Source organism: Glaciecola sp. XM2, assembly GCF_018595715.1.
Classification (GTDB): Bacteria; Pseudomonadota; Gammaproteobacteria; order Enterobacterales; family Alteromonadaceae; genus Glaciecola.
In genome coordinates, this window is sequence record NZ_JAHEOJ010000014.1 from 433,793 (window position 1) to 453,993 (window position 20,201).

At 45.7% G+C, this 20,201-nt stretch carries 17 protein-coding genes; 10 read left to right on the plus strand and 7 right to left on the minus strand.

Annotated elements, in window-relative coordinates; translation table 11 throughout:
- Positions 1-13: 13 nt before the first annotated feature.
- Positions 14-1,186 carry a thiolase family protein gene (locus KJ365_RS02435; RefSeq protein ID WP_214450012.1) on the minus strand — a complete coding sequence of 391 codons (1,173 nt, stop codon included), beginning with the start codon at positions 1,184-1,186 and terminating at the stop codon, positions 14-16.
- 204 nt (positions 1,187-1,390) lie between these two features.
- Here KJ365_RS02435 and KJ365_RS02440 point away from each other — a divergent pair, with 204 nt between their 5' ends.
- The 6 genes from KJ365_RS02440 (at position 1,391) to KJ365_RS02465 (ending at position 8,510) form a co-directional block, all read left to right on the plus strand.
- Positions 1,391-1,801 (plus strand): MerR family transcriptional regulator, encoded by a 411-nt coding sequence (locus KJ365_RS02440; protein WP_214450013.1) that lies wholly within the window; start codon positions 1,391-1,393, stop codon positions 1,799-1,801.
- A complete protein-coding gene (locus KJ365_RS02445; protein WP_352109302.1) occupies positions 1,801-2,970 on the plus strand; it encodes an isovaleryl-CoA dehydrogenase in 1,170 nt (389 codons plus the stop codon). Before KJ365_RS02440 ends, KJ365_RS02445 begins: the two co-directional genes overlap by 1 nt.
- Positions 2,971-3,191: 221 nt before the next feature.
- Positions 3,192-4,799, plus strand: coding sequence for a carboxyl transferase domain-containing protein (locus tag KJ365_RS02450; RefSeq protein WP_214450015.1), 1,608 nt, complete (start codon positions 3,192-3,194; stop codon positions 4,797-4,799).
- Between the two features lie 33 nt (positions 4,800-4,832).
- Positions 4,833-5,624, plus strand: coding sequence for an enoyl-CoA hydratase/isomerase family protein (locus KJ365_RS02455; protein ID WP_214450016.1), 792 nt, complete (start codon positions 4,833-4,835; stop codon positions 5,622-5,624).
- On the plus strand, positions 5,617-7,596 hold the full coding sequence (locus KJ365_RS02460) for an acetyl/propionyl/methylcrotonyl-CoA carboxylase subunit alpha (protein ID WP_214450017.1): 1,980 nt from the start codon (positions 5,617-5,619) through the stop codon (positions 7,594-7,596). Before KJ365_RS02455 ends, KJ365_RS02460 begins: the two co-directional genes overlap by 8 nt.
- 5 nt (positions 7,597-7,601) lie before the next feature.
- Positions 7,602-8,510 (plus strand): hydroxymethylglutaryl-CoA lyase, encoded by a 909-nt coding sequence (locus KJ365_RS02465; protein WP_214450018.1) that lies wholly within the window; start codon positions 7,602-7,604, stop codon positions 8,508-8,510.
- 449 nt (positions 8,511-8,959) lie between these two features.
- Here KJ365_RS02465 and KJ365_RS02470 read toward each other — a convergent pair whose 3' ends face one another.
- Positions 8,960-10,129 carry an MFS transporter gene (locus KJ365_RS02470; protein ID WP_214450019.1) on the minus strand — a complete coding sequence of 390 codons (1,170 nt, stop codon included), beginning with the start codon at positions 10,127-10,129 and terminating at the stop codon, positions 8,960-8,962.
- Positions 10,130-10,261: 132 nt separating this feature from the next.
- Here KJ365_RS02470 and KJ365_RS02475 point away from each other — a divergent pair, with 132 nt between their 5' ends.
- Positions 10,262-11,140: a mechanosensitive ion channel family protein gene (locus KJ365_RS02475; protein ID WP_214450020.1), complete on the plus strand. Its 879-nt coding sequence runs from the start codon at positions 10,262-10,264 to the stop codon at positions 11,138-11,140.
- A gap of 31 nt (positions 11,141-11,171) precedes the next feature.
- On the opposite strand, the gene KJ365_RS02480 is transcribed toward KJ365_RS02475, so the two are convergent.
- On the minus strand, positions 11,172-11,981 hold the full coding sequence (locus KJ365_RS02480; protein ID WP_250883974.1) for an alpha/beta fold hydrolase: 810 nt from the start codon (positions 11,979-11,981) through the stop codon (positions 11,172-11,174).
- Positions 11,981-12,994: an AraC family transcriptional regulator gene (locus tag KJ365_RS02485; RefSeq protein ID WP_214450021.1), complete on the minus strand. Its 1,014-nt coding sequence runs from the start codon at positions 12,992-12,994 to the stop codon at positions 11,981-11,983. The genes KJ365_RS02480 and KJ365_RS02485 overlap by 1 nt, the downstream gene beginning before the upstream one ends.
- 151 nt (positions 12,995-13,145) lie before the next feature.
- Between KJ365_RS02485 and KJ365_RS02490 the strand changes: the two genes are divergently transcribed.
- Together KJ365_RS02490 and KJ365_RS02495 are read left to right on the plus strand one after the other, a co-directional pair.
- Positions 13,146-14,303: an alkane 1-monooxygenase gene (locus KJ365_RS02490; RefSeq protein WP_214450022.1), complete on the plus strand. Its 1,158-nt coding sequence runs from the start codon at positions 13,146-13,148 to the stop codon at positions 14,301-14,303.
- Between the two features lie 126 nt (positions 14,304-14,429).
- Positions 14,430-15,233 carry an acyl-CoA thioesterase gene (locus tag KJ365_RS02495; protein ID WP_214450023.1) on the plus strand — a complete coding sequence of 268 codons (804 nt, stop codon included), beginning with the start codon at positions 14,430-14,432 and terminating at the stop codon, positions 15,231-15,233.
- Between the two features lie 32 nt (positions 15,234-15,265).
- Here KJ365_RS02495 and KJ365_RS02500 read toward each other — a convergent pair whose 3' ends face one another.
- Positions 15,266-16,111: an HDOD domain-containing protein gene (locus tag KJ365_RS02500; protein WP_214450024.1), complete on the minus strand. Its 846-nt coding sequence runs from the start codon at positions 16,109-16,111 to the stop codon at positions 15,266-15,268.
- Between the two features lie 41 nt (positions 16,112-16,152).
- Positions 16,153-17,208, minus strand: a complete 1,056-nt coding sequence (locus tag KJ365_RS02505) for a 2-dehydropantoate 2-reductase (protein WP_214450025.1) — start codon at positions 17,206-17,208, stop codon at positions 16,153-16,155.
- Positions 17,209-17,271: 63 nt separating this feature from the next.
- Here KJ365_RS02505 and KJ365_RS02510 point away from each other — a divergent pair, with 63 nt between their 5' ends.
- Positions 17,272-18,543, plus strand: a complete 1,272-nt coding sequence (locus KJ365_RS02510; protein WP_214450026.1) for a glycosyltransferase — start codon at positions 17,272-17,274, stop codon at positions 18,541-18,543.
- 2 nt (positions 18,544-18,545) lie between these two features.
- On the opposite strand, the gene KJ365_RS02515 is transcribed toward KJ365_RS02510, so the two are convergent.
- The gene (locus KJ365_RS02515) at positions 18,546-20,186 is read right to left on the minus strand and encodes an aminotransferase class V-fold PLP-dependent enzyme (protein WP_214450027.1); all 1,641 of its coding nucleotides are present in this window, start codon (positions 20,184-20,186) and stop codon (positions 18,546-18,548) included.
- Between the last annotated feature and the right edge of the window lie 15 nt (positions 20,187-20,201).

A 20,201-nucleotide genomic window follows, 5' to 3' on the forward strand; every position in this document is an offset into this window, starting at 1 on the left:
AATATGCATGTTGCTAGAGCACTTCTACTGCCAATGCAGTAGCTTCACCACCGCCAATACACAGTGCGGCAACCCCTTTACTCAGTCCACGTTGACGAAGAGCGTGAAGCAAGGTAACCACAATACGCGCACCTGATGCACCAATTGGGTGTCCGAGCGCGCAAGCGCCGCCTTTCACATTCACTTTATCTGCATCTAAATTAAGCTTGTTAACCGCCAGCATAGTGACCATGGCAAACGCTTCGTTTATTTCAAACAAATCCACATCGTCGGCTGACCAGCCAGCTTTATCCAAAACTTTTTCAATGGCACCTACAGGAGCGACGGTAAACTCTTCAGGTTTCATCGCGTTAGTAGCATGCGCAACCACTCGTGCTAGTGGCTTAAGTCCGGCTTCTAACGCTTTACCTTCTGACATAAGAAGCAGTGCTGCCGCGCCATCTGAAATAGAACTCGAATTGGCCGCCGTCACCGTGCCGTCTTTTTTAAATGCAGGACGCAAACCTGGGATTTTATCAATACGGGCATTACCAGGTCCTTCATCGGTATCGACAATAATATCGCCTTTACGAGTACTGACCATCACCGGCGTAATTTCGTCAACGAACATGCCCTCGGCAATAGCATTTTGTGCCTTGGTCAAAGATGCAATAGCAAATTCGTCCATTTGTTCGCGGGTAATATGTTCTTCGTCGGCAGTATCTTGCGCAAAACAGCCCATTGCTTTTGAATCGTAGGCGTTTTCTAAGCCATCGAGCATCATATGGTCAAAGGTTTGACCGTGGCCCATACGATAGCCCTCGCGTGCTTTACTTAACAAGTAGGGCGCGCGAGACATAGATTCCATACCACCCGCTACTACTGCGCTTGCGCTACCAGCCTTAATCAAATCATGCGCGAGCATGATTGCCTTCATACCAGAACCACATACCTTATTGATAGTAGTCGCGCCTACCGACAACGGTAAATCTGCACCTAAGGTTGCTTGGCGCGCAGGCGCTTGCCCTAACCCAGCCGGTAGTACACAACCCATGATCACTTCATCGATAGTGGCTTTATCTACATCACTTATTGCCGCTTTTATCGCGCTTACACCTAGCACTGGCGACGCCACTGAAGATAGCGCTCCCATAAAGCCGCCCATTGGGGTTCTTTTGGCGGCAACGATTACGACTGATTCATTCATTTTACATTCCTATTATCTAAGCATATTCATGACAACATCTTTGTCAGTTTAACCTGAATTGTTTTATCAATATAAATGAAGATAGGTTTGAGATCCTCATCTTGTTTATGCGCATTTTATTTTCACATTACGTTTACGTTAACTTGACTTTACGTAAACGTAAAGTGCATTATTGCATTTAATGGGTCAATCAGTAGCAAGCGTATGTTAAACAAGCCAGATTCTAAAACTCAGACGTACTCCATAGGTGAATTATCAAAGTATTTTGATATCACCGCACGCTCTATTCGTTTTTACGAAGAGCAAAATTTATTGGAGCCTGTCCGCAACGGTCAAACGCGTATCTATCATGCAAAAGATAAAGTGCGTCTAAAGCTTATTTTACGCGGCAAACGTTTAGGCTTTTCGCTTGCAGAAATACGCACCCTGTTTGAACTTTACGATGTTAACCCAAATTCCGCAGCGCAGTTACAAACGATGCTGCAGTTAACGGAACAAAAGCGCGCTGTGCTTGAACAACAACTTAACGACATTCAAATGTTAATGAATGAGTTAGATGATGTTGAAGCACGGTGTAAAGAAGAACTTAACGACTTAACAAGAGGTGTTGCATGATCAACGCGCCCTACCCGACGCTTAATTTTGGCCTTGGCGAAGATATCGATATGCTTCGTGAACATGTGTATAACTTCGCGCAAAACGAAATTGCGCCCCTTGCCGAAAAAGCAGATGAAGCAAACAGTTTCCCAAATGAACTATGGCCGAAACTTGGCGATATGGGATTGCTTGGTGTTACCGTCAGTGAAGAGTTTGGCGGCTCTAACATGGGTTACTTAGCCCATACCGTAGCAATGGAAGAAATTAGTCGCGCTAGCGCAGGTATTGGCTTAAGTTACGGCGCACACTCAAATCTTTGTGTGAACCAGTTGGCTAAAAATGGTAATCAAGCTCAAAAAGAACGTTACCTGCCTAAGTTAGTTTCAGGTGAACACATTGGTGCACTTGCAATGTCTGAGCCTAACGCCGGTTCAGACGTGGTAAGCATGAAACTGCGTGCCGACAAACACGGCGACAAATACGTGCTCAATGGCAATAAAATGTGGATCACCAACGGCCCTGATGCCCACGTATTTATCATTTATGCCAAGACCGATGTAAACGCTGGCTCTAAAGGGATCACTGCCTTTATCGTTGAAAAAGACACCCCTGGATTCAGTCAGGCGCAAAAGCTAGATAAGCTTGGTATGCGTTCATCAAATACCTGCGAATTAGTATTTGAAGACTGTGAAATCCCCAGTGAGAATATTGTTGGGCGTGAAGGCGGCGGCGTACAGGTGCTGATGAGCGGTCTTGATTACGAGCGTTTGGTGCTCTCTGGCGGGCCATTAGGCATTATGCAAGCGGCGATGGACGCAGTTGTTCCTTACATCCACGACAGAACACAGTTTGGTAAATCTATCGGTGAATTTCAGCTTGTACAAGGCAAGGTTGCCGACATGTACACACAAATGAATGCCGCACGCGCGTACGTGTATGCCGTTGCTCGCTCATGTGATCGCGGAGAAACAACACGCAAAGATGCCGCTGGTGCGATTTTGTATTCAGCTGAGCTTGCAACCAAGATGGCGTTAGATGCGATACAGCTGCTCGGTGGCAACGGATATATCAATGAATACCCCACCGGCAGATTATTGCGCGATGCAAAGCTATATGAGATAGGTGCGGGCACGTCAGAAATTCGCCGTATGCTCATTGGCCGAGAATTGTTTAACGAATCTAAATAGACACACTAGGGCTACTGAGCACTGACTCATCAGTCGGCGTTGAGTACCATTTGGTCATGAATTTCATCACAAGCAGTCTGGCTCATTGCGAACTGCCTGTGAACATCATTACCACGTTATAGCAACAACGACGCGATATCGCTGAAAAGTTATCGCAAGGCGTAATGTTTGACTATATTGGTGGGTAATATTGTTTATTTTCAACTCATTTTGGAGTCATTGTGCCGGTCATAAAGAGCTCAATCAATCCTAACAGCGAAGACTTTGCGCAAAATAAAGCGCACATGCAATCGCAAGTCGACGACCTTTATCAATTAGTGGAAAAGCTAATGCTCGGCGGCGGACAAGCCAGTCGTGATAGGCACACTTCCCGTGGTAAGTTGCTTCCTAGAGAGCGCATCGAAACCTTGCTCGACCCTAACACGGCGTTTTTAGAGCTAGGTCAACTAGCAGCCCACGAGGTTTACGAAGACTACGTGCCGTGTGCAGGTGTGGTAGCCGGTATTGGTCAAGTAGGCGGTACGCTGTGCATGATTGTGGCAAATGATGCCACCGTTAAAGGCGGAACGTATTACCCACTGACGGTCAAAAAGCATCTGCGGGCGCAAACCATTGCCGAGCAAAACCACCTTCCTTGCGTGTACTTGGTCGATTCAGGTGGGGCAAACTTACCTCGACAAGATGAGGTGTTCCCCGATAAAGAGCATTTTGGTCGCATATTTTTTAATCAGGCCAACATGTCGGCAAAAAATATTCCTCAAATTGCCGTGGTCATGGGTTCTTGCACAGCAGGCGGTGCATATGTACCCGCGATGGCCGACGAATCGATTATTGTAAAAGAGCAAGGCACTATATTTTTAGGGGGCCCACCGTTGGTCCAAGCCGCTACGGGTGAAATTGTCACAGCCGAAGAACTCGGTGGCGGTGACGTGCACTGCCGCACATCTGGCGTAGTTGACCATTTAGCCAAAAACGATACCCATGCCTTACAAATAGCAAAAGACGCTGTTGCCAGACTCAATAGAAAAAGCACTGACAATGTAAAGCGTAAAACACCTCAGCCGCCGCTGTACGATGAGCGCGAAATCTATGGCGTAATACCCAAAGATAGCCGCCAACCGTATGACGTTCGTGAGGTCATTGCACGCGTTGTAGATGGCAGTGAATTTGACGAATTTAAAAAGCTGTATGGTGAAACCTTAGTGTGTGGCTTTGCCCATATTGACGGCTATCCTGTTGGTATATTGGCAAACAACGGCATTTTGTTTTCTGAATCAGCTCAAAAAGGCGCGCACTTTATAGAGCTTTGCTGCCAACGCAAAATTCCATTGGTATTTTTACAAAACATTACAGGCTTTATGGTCGGTAAGCAGTATGAAGCTGGCGGTATTGCCAAACATGGCGCAAAAATGGTAACCGCGGTTGCCTGTGCCAAGGTACCCAAAATTACCGTTCTCATTGGTGGTAGTTTTGGTGCAGGGAACTACGGTATGTGCGGGCGTGCATACGACCCGCGCTTTTTGTTCATGTGGCCTAACGCTAGAATTTCGGTAATGGGCGGTGAGCAAGCTGCCGGTGTACTTGTACAAGTTAAAAAGTCCCAAGCTGAGCGCGCAGGCGAGACATTTACCGACGAGCAGGCCAATACTATTAAGCAACCCGTGGTTGATACTTACGAGAAGCAAGGTCACCCCTACTACGCCTCTGCACGCCTGTGGGATGATGGCGTAATTGATCCTGCAGACACACGTAAGGTCTTATCACTTAGCCTTGCTGCAGCCCTTAACGCACCTATTGAAGATACGCAGTTTGGCGTATTTAGAATGTAAATCGTGATTTAACGACGGATACTAATAAAAGATATGCACAACGTAGAATTAGAGATTGATAAGCAGGGAGTTGCCCGCGTAACCCTTAATCGTCCAGACGTACATAATGCGTTTGATGAAAATACCATCGCGCAATTAATCGAAATTTTTGACAGTGTCGATCAAAATGACGATGTACGCGTGATGATCTTGCAAGCAAAAGGTAAATCGTTTAGCGCCGGTGCGGATTTAAACTGGATGCAAAAAATGGCGACTTATGCGTACGAGCAAAACAAGCAAGACGCAGGTGAGTTAGCCAAAATGCTGAACAAGCTATACTCCCTTAGCAAGCCAACTATTGCTCGCGTGCAAGGGGCCGCTTTTGGCGGCGCTGTGGGCTTGGTAGCCTGCTGTGATATGGCCATTGGCTCGCGCTTGAGTAAATTTTGCTTAAGTGAAGTCAAGTTGGGCCTCATTCCAGCGACCATCTCACCTTATGTTATTCAAGCGATTGGTTTAAGAGAAGCAAAGCGCTTGTTTATGACCGCTGAAGTGATTTCCTCTCGACGAGCACGACGTCTTGGCTTGCTTAACGAAACGGTCAGCGAAGAAGACCTCGATACCACCATCGACACCATCATTAAAGCATTGCTGAAAAATGGACCGACTGCAGTAAGCCAAGCAAAGGCATTGGCGTCTTATGTGAGCACAAGGCCCATAGACACCGAGTTAATTGACTACACCACCGAACAAATTGCACAAATTCGCGTGTCACAAGAGGGCCAAGAAGGATTAAACGCCTTTTTAAATAAACGCAAACCCAATTGGATAGCTGATAATGATTAATAAAATCTTAATTGCCAATCGTGGTGAAATAGCCTGCCGCGTGATCCGCACTGCGAAAAAAATGGGAATACGCACCGTCGCGGTCTACTCCGAAGCAGATGCACACTCACAGCATGTTAAAATGGCAGATGAGGGCGTGCTACTTGGCCCAGCGCCAGCAAGTGATAGTTATCTCAAAGCTGATCTCATTTTAGAATTAGCCAAGAGTCTTAATGTAGACGCCATCCACCCGGGCTATGGCTTTTTGTCTGAGAATGCTGAATTTTCAAAGGCGTGCGCCGACAACAATATTGCGTTCATCGGCCCAAGTCCAGACGCCATAAGCGCAATGGGCTCAAAGTCTGCTGCTAAATCTATCATGGAAAAGGCCGGCGTGCCGCTTGTTCCTGGCTATCATGGCGACAATCAAGACCCTGAATTTTTGCATCAACAGGCTCGCGACATGGGCTATCCGGTATTGCTAAAAGCAGCAGCAGGCGGCGGTGGTAAGGGAATGCGTCAAGTATGGAGTGATGATGAGTTCCACGCTGCTCTAAACGCTGCAAAACGCGAAGCTCAAGCAAGTTTTGGTGATCAACACATGTTGATAGAAAAGTACCTCACCGAGCCTCGTCACGTTGAAATTCAAGTGTTTTGCGACAATCACGGTAATGGGGTTTATTTGTTTGAACGAGACTGCAGCGTTCAGCGTCGTCACCAAAAAATCATTGAAGAAGCGCCGGCGCCGAATATGCCACAAAGCATTCGCGAGCAAATGGGTGAGTCTGCGCTAAAAGCGGCGCACGCGATATCCTACAGCGGAGCTGGAACCGTTGAGTTTTTATTTGACAGTGACGGGCAATTTTACTTCATGGAAATGAATACTCGCCTGCAGGTAGAACACCCAGTCACGGAAATGATTACGGGCGAGGACCTTGTCGCATGGCAAATTCAAGTGGCTAATAACTTGCCACTGCCCAAGCAACAACACGAACTGACCTTAAGCGGTCATGCGTTTGAAGCCCGCGTGTACGCAGAAGACCCAGACAATGACTTTTTGCCTGCCACTGGTACCTTACATTACTTAAACCCGCCAACGGGCGAAGATATCCGTGTGGATACCGGCGTAGTGCAAGGTGATGAAGTATCCATCTACTATGACCCGATGATTGCCAAACTGATTGTACACGGCAATGACCGTCAACAAGCTTTAGCAAAGCTGGTGAGTGCACTTCACGATTACCATATTGTTGGGGTGACCACGAATATTGACTACCTGTTACGCGTCGCCCAAAGCGAGCCTTTTATTCAAGCGCAATTAACCACGGATTTTGTAGACCGTCATAATGACCTCCTCGCTGCGAGCAATATTCAAACCTCGGCTTCGCATCAGGCACTCATTGCGTTTATCATGTTACAAAGCAATCAATCAACACCGGCTAACGCTACGGCGTTCTCAGACCTAAGCGGGTTTCGGGTAAATCATCCGCAGCAAACACAAGTTAGCTTTGCCATAGGCGAGCAGGAATTCAACCTAAATGCACAGCGTGTTGGTCCTAATGCATGGTCTATAAAAATAGGCGATGAGCAACATGTGTGTAAAGGTAGTCTTAACGATTCAAGCGCCAGCGTTCAAGTGAATATGCACAACATACACAGCCGCTATGTTTTTGCTGAAAACGAACTCAATATCTTTACTGGCAGTGGGCTTATCAAAGTCACGCTACCAATACATGATTTTGACGATGATGAACATGCCCAGACCGCCGGTGCCATTGCTGCGCCGATGAACGGAACGGTCGTCGATATTTTAGTGCACAGCGGTCAAACAGTTGCCAAAGGCGATGCCATTGCCATTGTCGAGGCAATGAAAATGGAACACAGCCTCAAAGCCCCGTTTGATGCCACGGTTGTAGAATGTTTCTTCAAAGCAGGTGACAGAGTAGACGGTGGTGCTACCCTTCTTGAACTTGCTCCTCTAGAAAGTGAGTAAATGCTATGAGCTTTATATTAGACGTACCCAGCACCGCGAGTATAGTGGAAGTTGGGCCTAGAGACGGTCTGCAAAATGAAAAAACGCCACTGACCGTAGAGGATAAAGTCGCGTTGATTGATGCCTTATCCAGTACGGGGCTTAAGCGAATTGAAGCCGGTAGTTTTGTATCACCTCAATGGGTGCCGCAAATGGCGAATTCTGATCAAGTACTTGATCAAATAACCCGCAAAAACGATGTTATCTACAGTGCGCTTACGCCAAACATGCGCGGTTTTGAAGGCGCGTTAGCCGCTAATGCAAACGAAGTGGCTATATTTGGCGCGGCATCTGAGTCTTTTTCACAAAAGAACATCAATTGCAGTATCGATGAGAGTTTGCAGCGCTTTACTCCTGTTATCGAAGCCGCAAAAGCAGCGGGTATTAAGGTGCGAGGATATGTTTCATGCGTATTAGGCTGTCCGTATGAGGGCGAAATTGCGCCACAGGCAGTGCTTGACGTGAGCGAAACCCTCTTATCGATGGGCTGTTACGAAATATCCATAGGCGACACCATCGGCGTGGGAACACCCAAAAAGACCGCACAGTTATTAAACTTGTTGCTTAGCAGAATTTCTGCCCAGCGCATTGCGATGCACATGCACGACACCTATGGACAAGCCCTTGCCAACGTTCTGGTTGGGTTGCAAAATGGCATTAGTAGTTTTGACAGCTCAGTTGCTGGTCTTGGCGGTTGCCCATACGCAAAAGGTGCATCGGGCAATTTAGCGAGCGAAGACTTAATCTACATGCTTGCAAATATGGATATTGATACCGGCGTTGATTTTCAAAAGCTCGTACACATTGGCAATGATATCAGCGCAAAACTGCAGCGTGCCAATGCGAGTAAAAGTGGAACGGCCCTATCCAACTAGGGTTGTAATAGCTATAGGTAGCTTTATTCTAAAAAAATGATTTGCTTCGATATCACTAACGAAGCAAATTACTCATGAGCGCGCTAACAAAATACGCTGTATCTCAACACTCTATGTATTTTGCGCTAACAGTAAGACAGTCACCAGTATCCTCACTACAAATCTGCCCCAAACCATCAACTATCCTACAACCAGACAGGTTAACCCAAACACCTGCTGGCGCAATCAGAGTTCCACCGTTGGAAGCGTCCACACCAACGACGTCGACAAGGTCTCCATCACCACCTTGCCCGCCAACTACTTCAATAAGCGCTAATAATTCCGATGCTTTATTTCATCTTGTGCGTTGTTGTATCGTTTTTCAAAGAATTCGAAAAAGCCAATGAAAACGCATCTAGTTTTTAGATTTGTATCTCATTAGTTAATACCTCCAGTCAATAGCATCAGTCTTACTTTTCTTTCTTAAGCAAAAATGACCCTAGCGCACCCGCGGTCATTGCCAGTAACATAAGGCTCAGACTCAACTGAGACGAATACGCGCTTATCAACGAATACATACTTCCTAAGACTATTATTGCCCCGCCCACGATGGTATTAGCGCTCGCAACAAACTCGGTGCGATGCTGCTCAGTGGCAATGTCCACGCCATATATCTTACGACCAGTACGAACGCCTTCGTGGCCAATACTTAAGATAAAATATAAAGCAGCAATAAAGCCAATGTTGGTATCAAACGACGATAGGTAGGCAGGCGTGAAAAGTAATGTAAGGCCAGCGAAAGTAGCAACACTGACGCCAATACGCATGCACCAAAGCGCACTTACATCAGCTAGCCAACCCCATAAATATGAAGACACAAAACTCGCTAGGGCTTGCGCAACAATAAAGTATGCTAGCGCACCTGCTAGGTTACCGTCGTAAGATAAAATAAATAGCGGCGCGACTAGCGCGGTGTGGGCCAAAAGGCTTCTGACCAAGACAAACTTTACCAACACCTTGTCGATATAGAGGCCTTTTTGTACCTGACGCTCAGAAGTATCCACTTCTGTTTTAACAGGGCGCATCAAATACATGCATAAAAGCTTACTCAACAAAGCAACACTGGCGACGATGATCAACTGATTCGCATTAATTTTGCTATCGCCCACAAAAGCAATCAGCGCCACGCCTATGCTAATCAAGCTCGACAAGGTTGAAGCACCACCAATTAAACGCCCCCTGTTGCCTTTATCAATATGCTTACCTTGGATATCCTTCATCGTCAAAGACGAGAGCGCTCTAGAGAGGCTCATACACACTAAGCCAAACAAAATCCCCACGCCTGCTGATGTGCCCTCAAGGCTTAATCCACAGGCAACCATGGTAATACCGCCAATAAATTGCACAAACATGCTTAATTGCCAGGCTCTGTCACGTCGGGTGTGATTGCGCAAGACATAGGCATATGCCATTTGTGGTAACAAAGCACCTGACTCTCTTATGGGCACCAATAGCTGCGACATCCACCCTGGTGCACCTGCAGATGTCAGTAATACCGGAAGCGTGGTTTTTGCAGACAACAATACATCACTTAATTTATTGGCAATTAATATCACGCCAAGACGTGTACTTATCTTCATGACACAAGGCTAATCTGAGAGAATTTAATTAAAGAGAATATGTCGAAGCTATATAAATAGTAATAGATAAACGTTAGGATCCTTATTGAATATCGATAATATTTCTATGCGCAAACCCATAAAAGGATCGAAATGAGCATATTTGCCGAGTATTTAGCCGACCCAAACATTGAAAAAGGCCTTATCAGTATTGGCTTGATAATAGGCGTTGGGCTCATAAAATCCTTGCTCAGGCGCACCATTATAAATAGAAGTAAGCGCAAAAAGCTGGGCTATCGTTCTACCGTTAACACTATGCGCAATACACTCAACATTAGTTTAGTGTTTATTTTAGTGTTGCTGTGGGCCACTGAAATCCAGTCCTTTGCGTTTTCTATTGCCGCTTTTATGTTCGCCATTGTGTTTGCGACCAAAGAGTATCTGCAATGTTACTTAGGCTATTTTTATTACGTCAGTGCTCGTCCATTTCGCATTGGTGACTGGATTCAAATTAATGAAGGCGTCGGTGAAGTGATCGCAGCCGACTGGACGAAACTTACTTTGTTAGAAGTTGATCTTCATTCTAATAGCTATACCGGCAAACACTTATTTATTCCTAACCATCAAATACTGTTAAAACCCGTTCGCAACCTCAACTTTTTGCGTCGCTACACCTTAAGTAGCTTTACGTTGACCTGTGAGCCCACAATTGATGTCTTCCCGGTGGTTGAAGAGCTTAGAAAGGAAGCTATTGAGTTTTGCAAGGATTTCATCGATGTCGCAGAGCGCTACAAAGGCGTAATTGAGAAACGACTGGATGTTGAATTTATCCCAACGGAGCCGCATTTTTCAGTGGATACAAACCAGTTTGCGAAAGTGTGCATTGCTGTTGATATTTTTTGTCCAATTGAGCAAAGCATTGAACTGCGTCAGCAGATCACCAAAGCATTTTTCAAAATTTGGCACGAAAAAGTCTCTCAAACGCCATCGATTGACCGCAGACGGGTCGAGAGAACTGAGGTACTAAGCTAATTCAAAGCAAAGAATTTGCTAACAGCAGATATTATAAAATCATTCCCCACTCTTTTAATGTGTCATTAATCGTATGGGCAACAAGCTTAGGATGCTCAAGCGGGAACATGTGAGCCCCCTGCCCAACCTCTTTATGCTGTATGGTGGGGTTTGCTTTGAGAAATCGATTTCTAAGTCTTGGTACACAAACATCGGTATACCGCGCGGTGATTAGGCTTGCAGGGCACTCTAGCTGTCCATAATAGTCAGGGAGATTATGTGGAATAGTGCGAAAGATATTCGCTTCAATATCGCGCTGGAAAATAAGTCTGCGCTCGTTCTCCTTTAGGTGCGTCACGCTGTCGATATAATCCTCAATACAGCGCTTATCCATGTTTTTAAACAAGGCTCTAGCAGAGAAGTAAGCCACTAAATCCTCGTCTTTGTGCCATCGCTCCTTTCTGATGCTGGTCTTTTTAGCCGGGGTGACTTTATTGATGAGGGTGTTTTTTTTCGCAAAACGAAATACATGTCGTGCTAACCCAGTAATCAAGGGGGGATCTAACATGATTAAACCACAAAACAAATCAGGTCTTTTACAGCAAGCAATATACGAAATCACACCACCAAAAGAATGACCAATGGCAACCACTGGCCCCTTACTTGCGCTCTCTACATAATCAATGAGCTCAGCAACCGGGTTATGCCAGTTGTCATCAATAGGGTATTTAGGGTTGTGTGAAAACTTATCTAGTGCGAACACATCCACACTATCGTGCAAATAAGAGAATAATTGACGATAACTACCCGACGGGAAGCCATTTGCATGGGCAAAATGTACAACTAATTTGCTGTCAGACATTATGATTGCTCCTGCTGCTGAAGCTCAGATGGCGCACAGCCGTACCAACGCTTAAAGGCACGCCGAAAATTTGCACTGTCTGAATAGCCAAGAAGGCCAGCCACTTTATTCACGGGGTAACCATAAGCGAGTAAATACTCCCGTGCTTTTTTCGCTTGAAATTGTTCGACCACATCTTTGAAACTCGTATTTTCTTTATTTAATTCACGATGCAGCGTACGCGGACTGACATGAAGTGCATTGGCCACCGTTTGCAGATTTGGGTATTCACTGCTGTTCGCCATAATAATTTGCCTAACGCGGCCAGCGACGCTCATGTTCTGAGATAACTGCTGCTTTTCGAGCTCACATATTTGACGAGCTTGAGCAAGACTTGTTGGATCAGTATCTTCTATCGGATAATCTGCCCACTTTAGATCAAACGCCAAACCACTAAACCCATGGTTGAACTCAATCTTAGCTGGCGAAAAGATTTGATATTTATGGTGATGTTCAGGCTCATCAAAATCGAAGAACAAGCGTTTAAGCTGAATGTATGGGTGGCGTTGTTTTAACGATAAAAATAAATTCAACATCGCCATACTCACCGCCTCAATCATAAAACGGTGTAATTCATCCTGCCAATGTGCGTCGTTTGCCAGCACCACCAGCTCATTTTCTTCTTCGTACACTGAGATTTCGATAAACGGAATCCGAATAACTAAATATGACTGCACAAATTTAATCATTTGACGTATGTTTTTGCAGTTCAAAATGCCAAGGCCAAAGGCGCCGTGATGCGCAATATGCAAACGCTGCCCCACCAATAACCCAAGATGCTGCAACTCGGTCTTACGCAACACCTCCCTCACCAATGCGTCAAATTGCTCGGTGCTAATATTCGCCCCGGGCTGTAATAGCTTGTTTTTATTCAGGTTGTGCTCTTTGAGCCAACCATCTAGAGGCACAGAGTGATCGTTTAGCACAGAAAATAAATGGCCAAAATAAAAAACGGGGATTTGCTTAACTGACATACAACTGCTTAGCGGCAAAAATGATAATTGTTCAACACAGTATGTTAAAAAATACGATTTGGCAATAAATGACTGTTAGTTGTCATTTTCTGCACTCACTCCCTTGGATACTTGATGTCATTCTAAGCTCATCAAAACAGGAGTTGTAAAAATGTTTCACTACTTAAAGTTTTTTCATTATTTTCTCACCATCATTATCGGTTGTGTTTGCCTCTTATTTGCCGGGCACTTTATCTGGCTAGGGTTTCTCACCTTTGTTGGGATTTATGTGCTTGGGGATGCATTTTTAGGCGACGATTTGACAACACCAACGCTTAAACACACAAAAATATTAGACCTGCTGTTATATAGTGCACTACCAGTGTCCATATTGATATTCACTATCTGCATGTGGCTAGTCACCCCATTCGAATGGTACGGCATTGCGCAGTTATCAAGCCTCGTTGGCTATGACTTTATCGCCGCAAAAGAAGCGACCACGTGGTGGCAACTAGTTATCGCTGTATTGTTTTGTGGTTTCTTACTCAGTGGCGCTGGCACGGTAGTTGGGCACGAACTGGTCCACCGTCTATACAGCAAAACAGCAGTAACCACTGGTCGTTGGCTGATGTCAATGAGCTTTGACGCTAACTTCTCTATTGAGCATGTATTTAACCACCATGCAAAAGTAGCAACCGCTGACGACCCAGTGACCGCACCTCGTGGCAGACATGTCTACTCGCACATCGTTAGAGCTATCATAGGCACCAATCAATCTGCCTGGGCGATAGAGAAAAAGCGGTTGAGCCGCAAAAACCTGCCTATTATCAGTATTCACAATCAATATCTACGTGGGTGGTTGATGTCAGTCATGTGGATGTTAATTGCGGTGGCGATTGCCAGTTGGCAAGGATTAATTTTCTTTATCGCGATTGGCATTGCCGCTAAGGTGATATTAGAAATTGTAAACTACATGGAGCACTATGGACTTGTTCGTGACCCCAAACAAAGGGTCGAGCCCAAGCATTCATGGAATTCAAATCGTAAAATAAGCTGTTGGGCTATGTTTAACCTTCCCCGCCATAGCCATCACCATGCGCAAGGTGCAGTGCCCTTTAATAAGCTTCAACCGATGGAGGATGCTCCAGTGATGATCAGTGGCTATATCTCTACCATTGCTGTGGTATTGATACCGCCGCTATGGTTTAAGTTAATGCAGCCTAAACTGGAGCACTGGGACGCTCACTTTGCCAATGAACAGGAGCTTGAGATCTTAAGACAGCAAGCCCAAAATCAGCCTCGCAACATCATTCAAGCGCTTATCTACTAACAACTACCGCGCGCTAACGTCTTTACTGACGTTAGCGCCCCCCCTCCGCTTACATAAAATTAATTTGCAATCCCAAGGACTAATGCGCGACAATCAACTCATCGTACCTCTTGTTTAGATGGTTTTATGGATATAGATGCTTTACTGAGCCTTGCGGCTACTCACCGAGATTACAACGATATAGAAGTCACCATCCCTAAAGAATGGTCTCAGGGAAGAACGGTATACGGTGGCTTATCTGCCGCAATGCTATATGCATCTACCAAACATTATGTAGAGCCTGATAGATTACTTAGATCCATGACGACCAACTTTGTTGGACCATTAATGTCACAAACACCTTTTAGCATCACTGTTGAGATGGTGCGAGAGGGTAAAAACGTCTCTCAGCTTCAAGCTCGCGCTGTGCAGGACGGAAAAAATGCAGTAGTGGTGCAAATGTGCTTTGCAAAAGCCAGAGTGTCTAAGTCTGGGGTAGTGAACAACGAGCAACATATGCTAGACGCACCCAAAAAAGGAAACTTCATTCCTCAGGTGCCTAAAATCACGCCTAAATTTTTAAAACATTTTCAGTTAGAAGTGCAAAGCGGTGGTCTTCCCTTCACGGGTAAGAAAGATGCTAAATACTATGGATGGATGCGCTTTAAAAAGCCACCTGCTGAGATTACCGACGCGCACATTGTATCGCTTATCGATGCATGGCCACCTACATTACTACAGCAATTGCGCTGGCCAGCACCTGCGAGTACGGTTTCTTGGAATTTGGAATTTATTCACCCGCACCGCGAACTGTTGCCAACGGATTGGTTTGCATACAAGGCGGATACACGACAAGCAGCCGATGGGTATGGTCATACCGAGGCAACGATTTGGGATGCGCATGGCGAAGTCATTGCTTTGTCTCGCCAAACAGTTGCGGTGTTTGATTAAAACGACCGCCCCTCATCAATTTTGTCCAGAGGCTAAGCTGCCTCTGTCGACTGCTTGTCGAACAACTTTAGCGTGTCGTGGCACTCCTCTGTCACCGTATCAAACATATTAAACAATGCCTCTGCAGTAATATCTAAGCTTTGATAAAGAAAGCTAGGCACATGTCGTTCAATGTTGTAATAATCTGGATACGTTAAAACGAGGGACAACTCATACGCGAGCTGCATAATTTGACTTTCCATAGTAACAGATGGCGCATCGTCATGATGCTGCATAGCGACTGTTGAAACGATAGAATCTGGGAGTAACCATCTTTGCAGCAAAGATGCGGATATTTCTGCAAACGTAAAGCCAAGGGCTTCTTGTTGACTTTGTTTAGGCTTAACGGATGTGCCAAAGCGCTCACAATCTCGCACAAGATTAGGTGTCACACGCAGCACCGCCAAAAGCCCAACGTTGTTGAGCAATCCACTGGTTACCACACGATGAACATCTCGCTCACCACACATTCTTGCAATATGCTTACCCATGAACGCACAGGCTAGGCTCTGCATCCAATATTTTTCTACATCAATGGACTGAGACTGTTCTTTATTCAGCATGTTAGCGACGCTGAATACGAGGGCGTAATCATAAACTGCGCGAACGCCGATGACTTGTATGGCCCTATCAATGGTTTCAATTTTGCGCGAAAAGCGATAAATAGAACTGTTTGCAAGTTTGAGTATTTGCGCGGTTAGACCTGGATCTAACATCACAATGCTGGAAATATCTTGCACGCTAGCTTTACCTGAATCAGACAGGCGCTTGATTTGAGTTGCGGTCTCTGGGATGGCAAACAACTCAGCTGCTTTTTGTGAGTACTCTAATGCGTTCATAAAAGCCTTTTTATGTGACAAGAAAGTACCAAGTACTTTCTTTAATTACGATTGTGCAGAAATTCTGCTACCGCCGCTTTAAACTGCTCTGCAGACAAACGTTTCCCTTGTTCTGCGTCATGTATCAAAGCAAGCATCCATTCATTTGCAGGCGCCGAAATGTCCAACTGGTGTGCCTTATCCACGACCTTGCCGTTAATGAAGTCCACTTCAGTCTTGCGCCCTTGATCAAGATCCCACCACATAGACAGCTTCACTTTAGGGTCGACCGCAATCATTTTTTGCGCGACTAAAGCAAAGATACTATTAGGCAGTCTTAATACCTTTGGTATCCACTTATTCGGCAAATTTGCGATTTTCGGTAGTTTTATTTTCTGTTTTGTCGTCACCAGCAGCAGTTCATCCATCAACAGGCTAATGAATTGGCGGTATAGGCGCGTTTGTAACATTTCTTTGACCGGTATGTCGGCCATGGCATTAACCGCATTACTTAAATTTAGCTGCATTTTTGCCCATTGCAAGGCGGTCATATGGTAGGTGATGCTTACGGGTAATAAGTCGCTATTTAATTGTCTAGCTAACCACTTCGTTGTTTCTTCAGCGCTGGCCACTACCTCTAAGGTCATATTCCCTTGGGAGCCACGATGAAACGTTCCCTTACCATCATTGACGACATTAAAAGGGACCATTGCTCTTATCACCTGATTGTGGGGGAAAGCATTTTCAACTACGTTATGATTACCTACGCCATTTTGGCAACAAATAATCAGCGTATTTTTCGTTACCAAGTCTCGAATATCAGACATCGCCTCGTTCAACGCGGTGCATTTAACCGTAATCCATAATACATCTGCCTTAAGCGCCTTGGCGTGCGCCTGTTGCACGTCAAACAGCTCGGGTATGGGAGAAACACTTTGCTTATGACCTAAATAATCAGCCAGTTCAAAATGCGTATTAAGTTGCTTTAAAAAAGTAGGCCGGCCAATGAGGCTAACCTTTTGTTGCGCTAGCACTAGATTCCCACCAACATAGCAACCAATGAGGCCTGCCCCAAAGACAATGTGATGTGCATTATGATGTGGTAAGGTAGCGCTCAAGAGTATTCTCCTGTTATAAGCCCCGCAGCATTGCTGCCGTTGATAGTTGAAATAAAACATCCCATGAGCACACCCCCTGTTATTCTTGTTATTGGATTTGTCTGGCCTGAGATCACTGCGACCGCGGCCAGTCAAAACATTATAAGCTATATGAAGACATTAACAGCCGCTCAATACCCTGTGCATTTTGCGAGTGCCGCTAGCGCGAGCGATTTAACAACCGATCTTAACCAATGGGCAGTGCAAACCCATGCCATTGAGTTAAATAATGATAGTTTTGACCGCTGGATAACGCAACTGCAACCCGACATTGTCATTTTCGACCGATTTCTGACAGAAGAACAGTTTGGATGGCGAGTCGCTCGTGCGTTACCCGATGCGCTGCGAGTACTTGACTGCGAAGACCTTCATTTTTTAAGGCAAGCGCGTCATCGTTACTATAAAGCCAGTGGATATCAACCTAAACATGCACAGTATCTCAGCTCAGAATTCATTATAGCCCCAGAGCAATCAAGCTATCTGCACAATGAGATAACGGCACGAGAATTAGCGAGTATCTATCGCTGTGACTTAACCCTTACGTTATCGTCTTTTGAAGCGCAGTTATTGACGTCACATTTTGCCGTAAGGCCACAGCAAGTCAGGTGCATTCCTTTTATTGTAGATGATACGCCTTTATTACAGCCAAGCGAGCGTGAGGGTTTCGTGAGCATAGGAAACTTTCGTCACGCGCCCAATATAGATGCGGTGAATATTTTAATTCACCATATTTGGCCGAAAATTCGAAAACAGCTCCCTGATGCTAACTGCTATGTGTATGGCGCGTATATGCCCCCTAAAATAAAAGCTCAGCATCAGCCTCAAAATGGATTACACATGCAAGGCTATGCTGAAAATCACATCAACGTGTTATCCCATGCTTGCGTGTTACTAGCGCCTTTGCAGTTTGGTGCCGGTGTTAAAGGCAAACTTGTCGATGCCTTGCGCTGCTCTCTACCTAGCGTCACTACCCCCATCGGGGTTGAAGGCATAGACCATGAAACGTGGCCTGGCGCGGTGACCGATAATGAAGAAAGTTTTGTCAAGGCAGCGGTTGATTTTTATCAGTCACAAGGGCCGACGATTGACGACTGTGAAGCGATTATTACGCGCAACTTCGACTCTGCGCGTAACGCTCAAAAGTTATTGGATGGACTAAGCGATGCGTTTGAGAATAGATCCAAGCATCGCACTGAAAACTTTATGCAGCAAATGGTGATGCACCACAGCTTACAGAGTCATAAATATATGAGTCAATGGATTGCCGCAAAAAACGCGAATATCAACAAAGAATAAGCTTAACCGATGGCCTGTATGCGCTGAATCAGTGCTTTCATGCCATCCTTGCGCCCTTCGCTAAAGTAACTACTTAAGCCTAAGTCTGCTAAATACGCCTCAAAGTCAAACTCGTTCGCCTGTATCGGCACTGCAAGACCTAGGTTTTGATGATGCTTGAGCAACAGTACCGTCATTAAGCCACGCACAACCTTGCTGTCAGAATATCCGCGAAGGTGTCCATCGTTATGCCTAGGCTGTTTATCTAGCCACACGCTCGCTTCACAGCCCTCAACACGATTGAGATCGTGTCTTTGAGCCTCACAAAGTAGTGGTAATTGCTTGGAGAGCAATAACAGCTGACGATGAGTTTCAGCCCATGATGTAGCGCCAAAAAGCGCCTGTTCCCAAGCACCATGCGGTTCTTCTATAGGCGCAGATTGCTCTGAGGCCACTTGATGCTCGAAGGTGCTACCTTCAGGCGTTATAATCTCATTGACTGCATCAACAAACCGCTCAAGCTCTGAGGCCGTGTTATAACACCCAATAGACACTCGCAAACACGCATCAATGCCCAAGCTATCCAATAATGGCATCGCGCAATGCTGGCCGAAGCGAAGCGCAAAGCCTTTTTGATACAGCATGAGCGCTGCACTGTGGTTATCGAGACTATCAAAACGGAAACTTAACACCGATATGCTGTTATCAATATTGCCATAAACCGTTATACCATCGATGTTCGCCATCTTGTGGGATAGCCACGTATATAATGCATGCTCGTGCGCGACGATCTGCTCTAATTGATGACCGAAGTATTGGGCCGCCGAGAAAAGCCCAATTGCACCCATAATATTAGGTGTACCGGCTTCAAACTTCAGCGGCGGTGCTTCGGTGGTATAACTTTCATAAGTGACATGATTCACCATTTCACCGCCTAGCTTAGTCGCCTCTAGCTTTTCAAGATGCTCATACTTACCCCACATCACGCCAATGCCCGTCGGGCCATACATTTTATGCCCACTGAACACATAAAAATCACAGCCTAGCTTTTGCACATCAACTTGCATATGCGCGATGGCTTGTGTCCCATCGATGACCGAAAGCGCACTAACCTCTCGCGCTTTGCGACAAATCGCGTCAATGGGGTAGATATTGCCCAAAACATTAGAGGCATGAGCGCAGGCAATAAGCGCAACGTCATCATTGATGATACTGAGCCATTCGGTGAGTGTTTCCTCTGTAAAACGACCATTAGGGCCAAGCTCAAGGATGCGAATCGATAGGTTTAGACGAGCCGCTAGTTTTTGCCAGGGCAAGATATTGGCATGATGCTCACTTGCGCAGAGCAACAATACATTGCCCGATAGCATGCTCGGCTGTATGCCGTTAGCAATCATGTTGAGACTTTCTGTTGCGCCAGAGGTAAACACCACTTCATCACTGACCTTAGCATGTATTAATTTAGCGATGGATGCACGGCTTTGCTCAAAGAGCCCCGTCGCCTCATTAGCAAGAGGGTAAGCCGAACGGTGTACGCTTGCATTTTGGTCGCGAGCAAAGGTGTTTACGGTATCAATAACCGCCCCTAAGCGCTGCGTTGTCGCAGCACTATCTAAATATGTGATGCTTTGTGAGTGAAAAAACGGAAAGTCGTCTCGAAACATATTCGCTATATATTC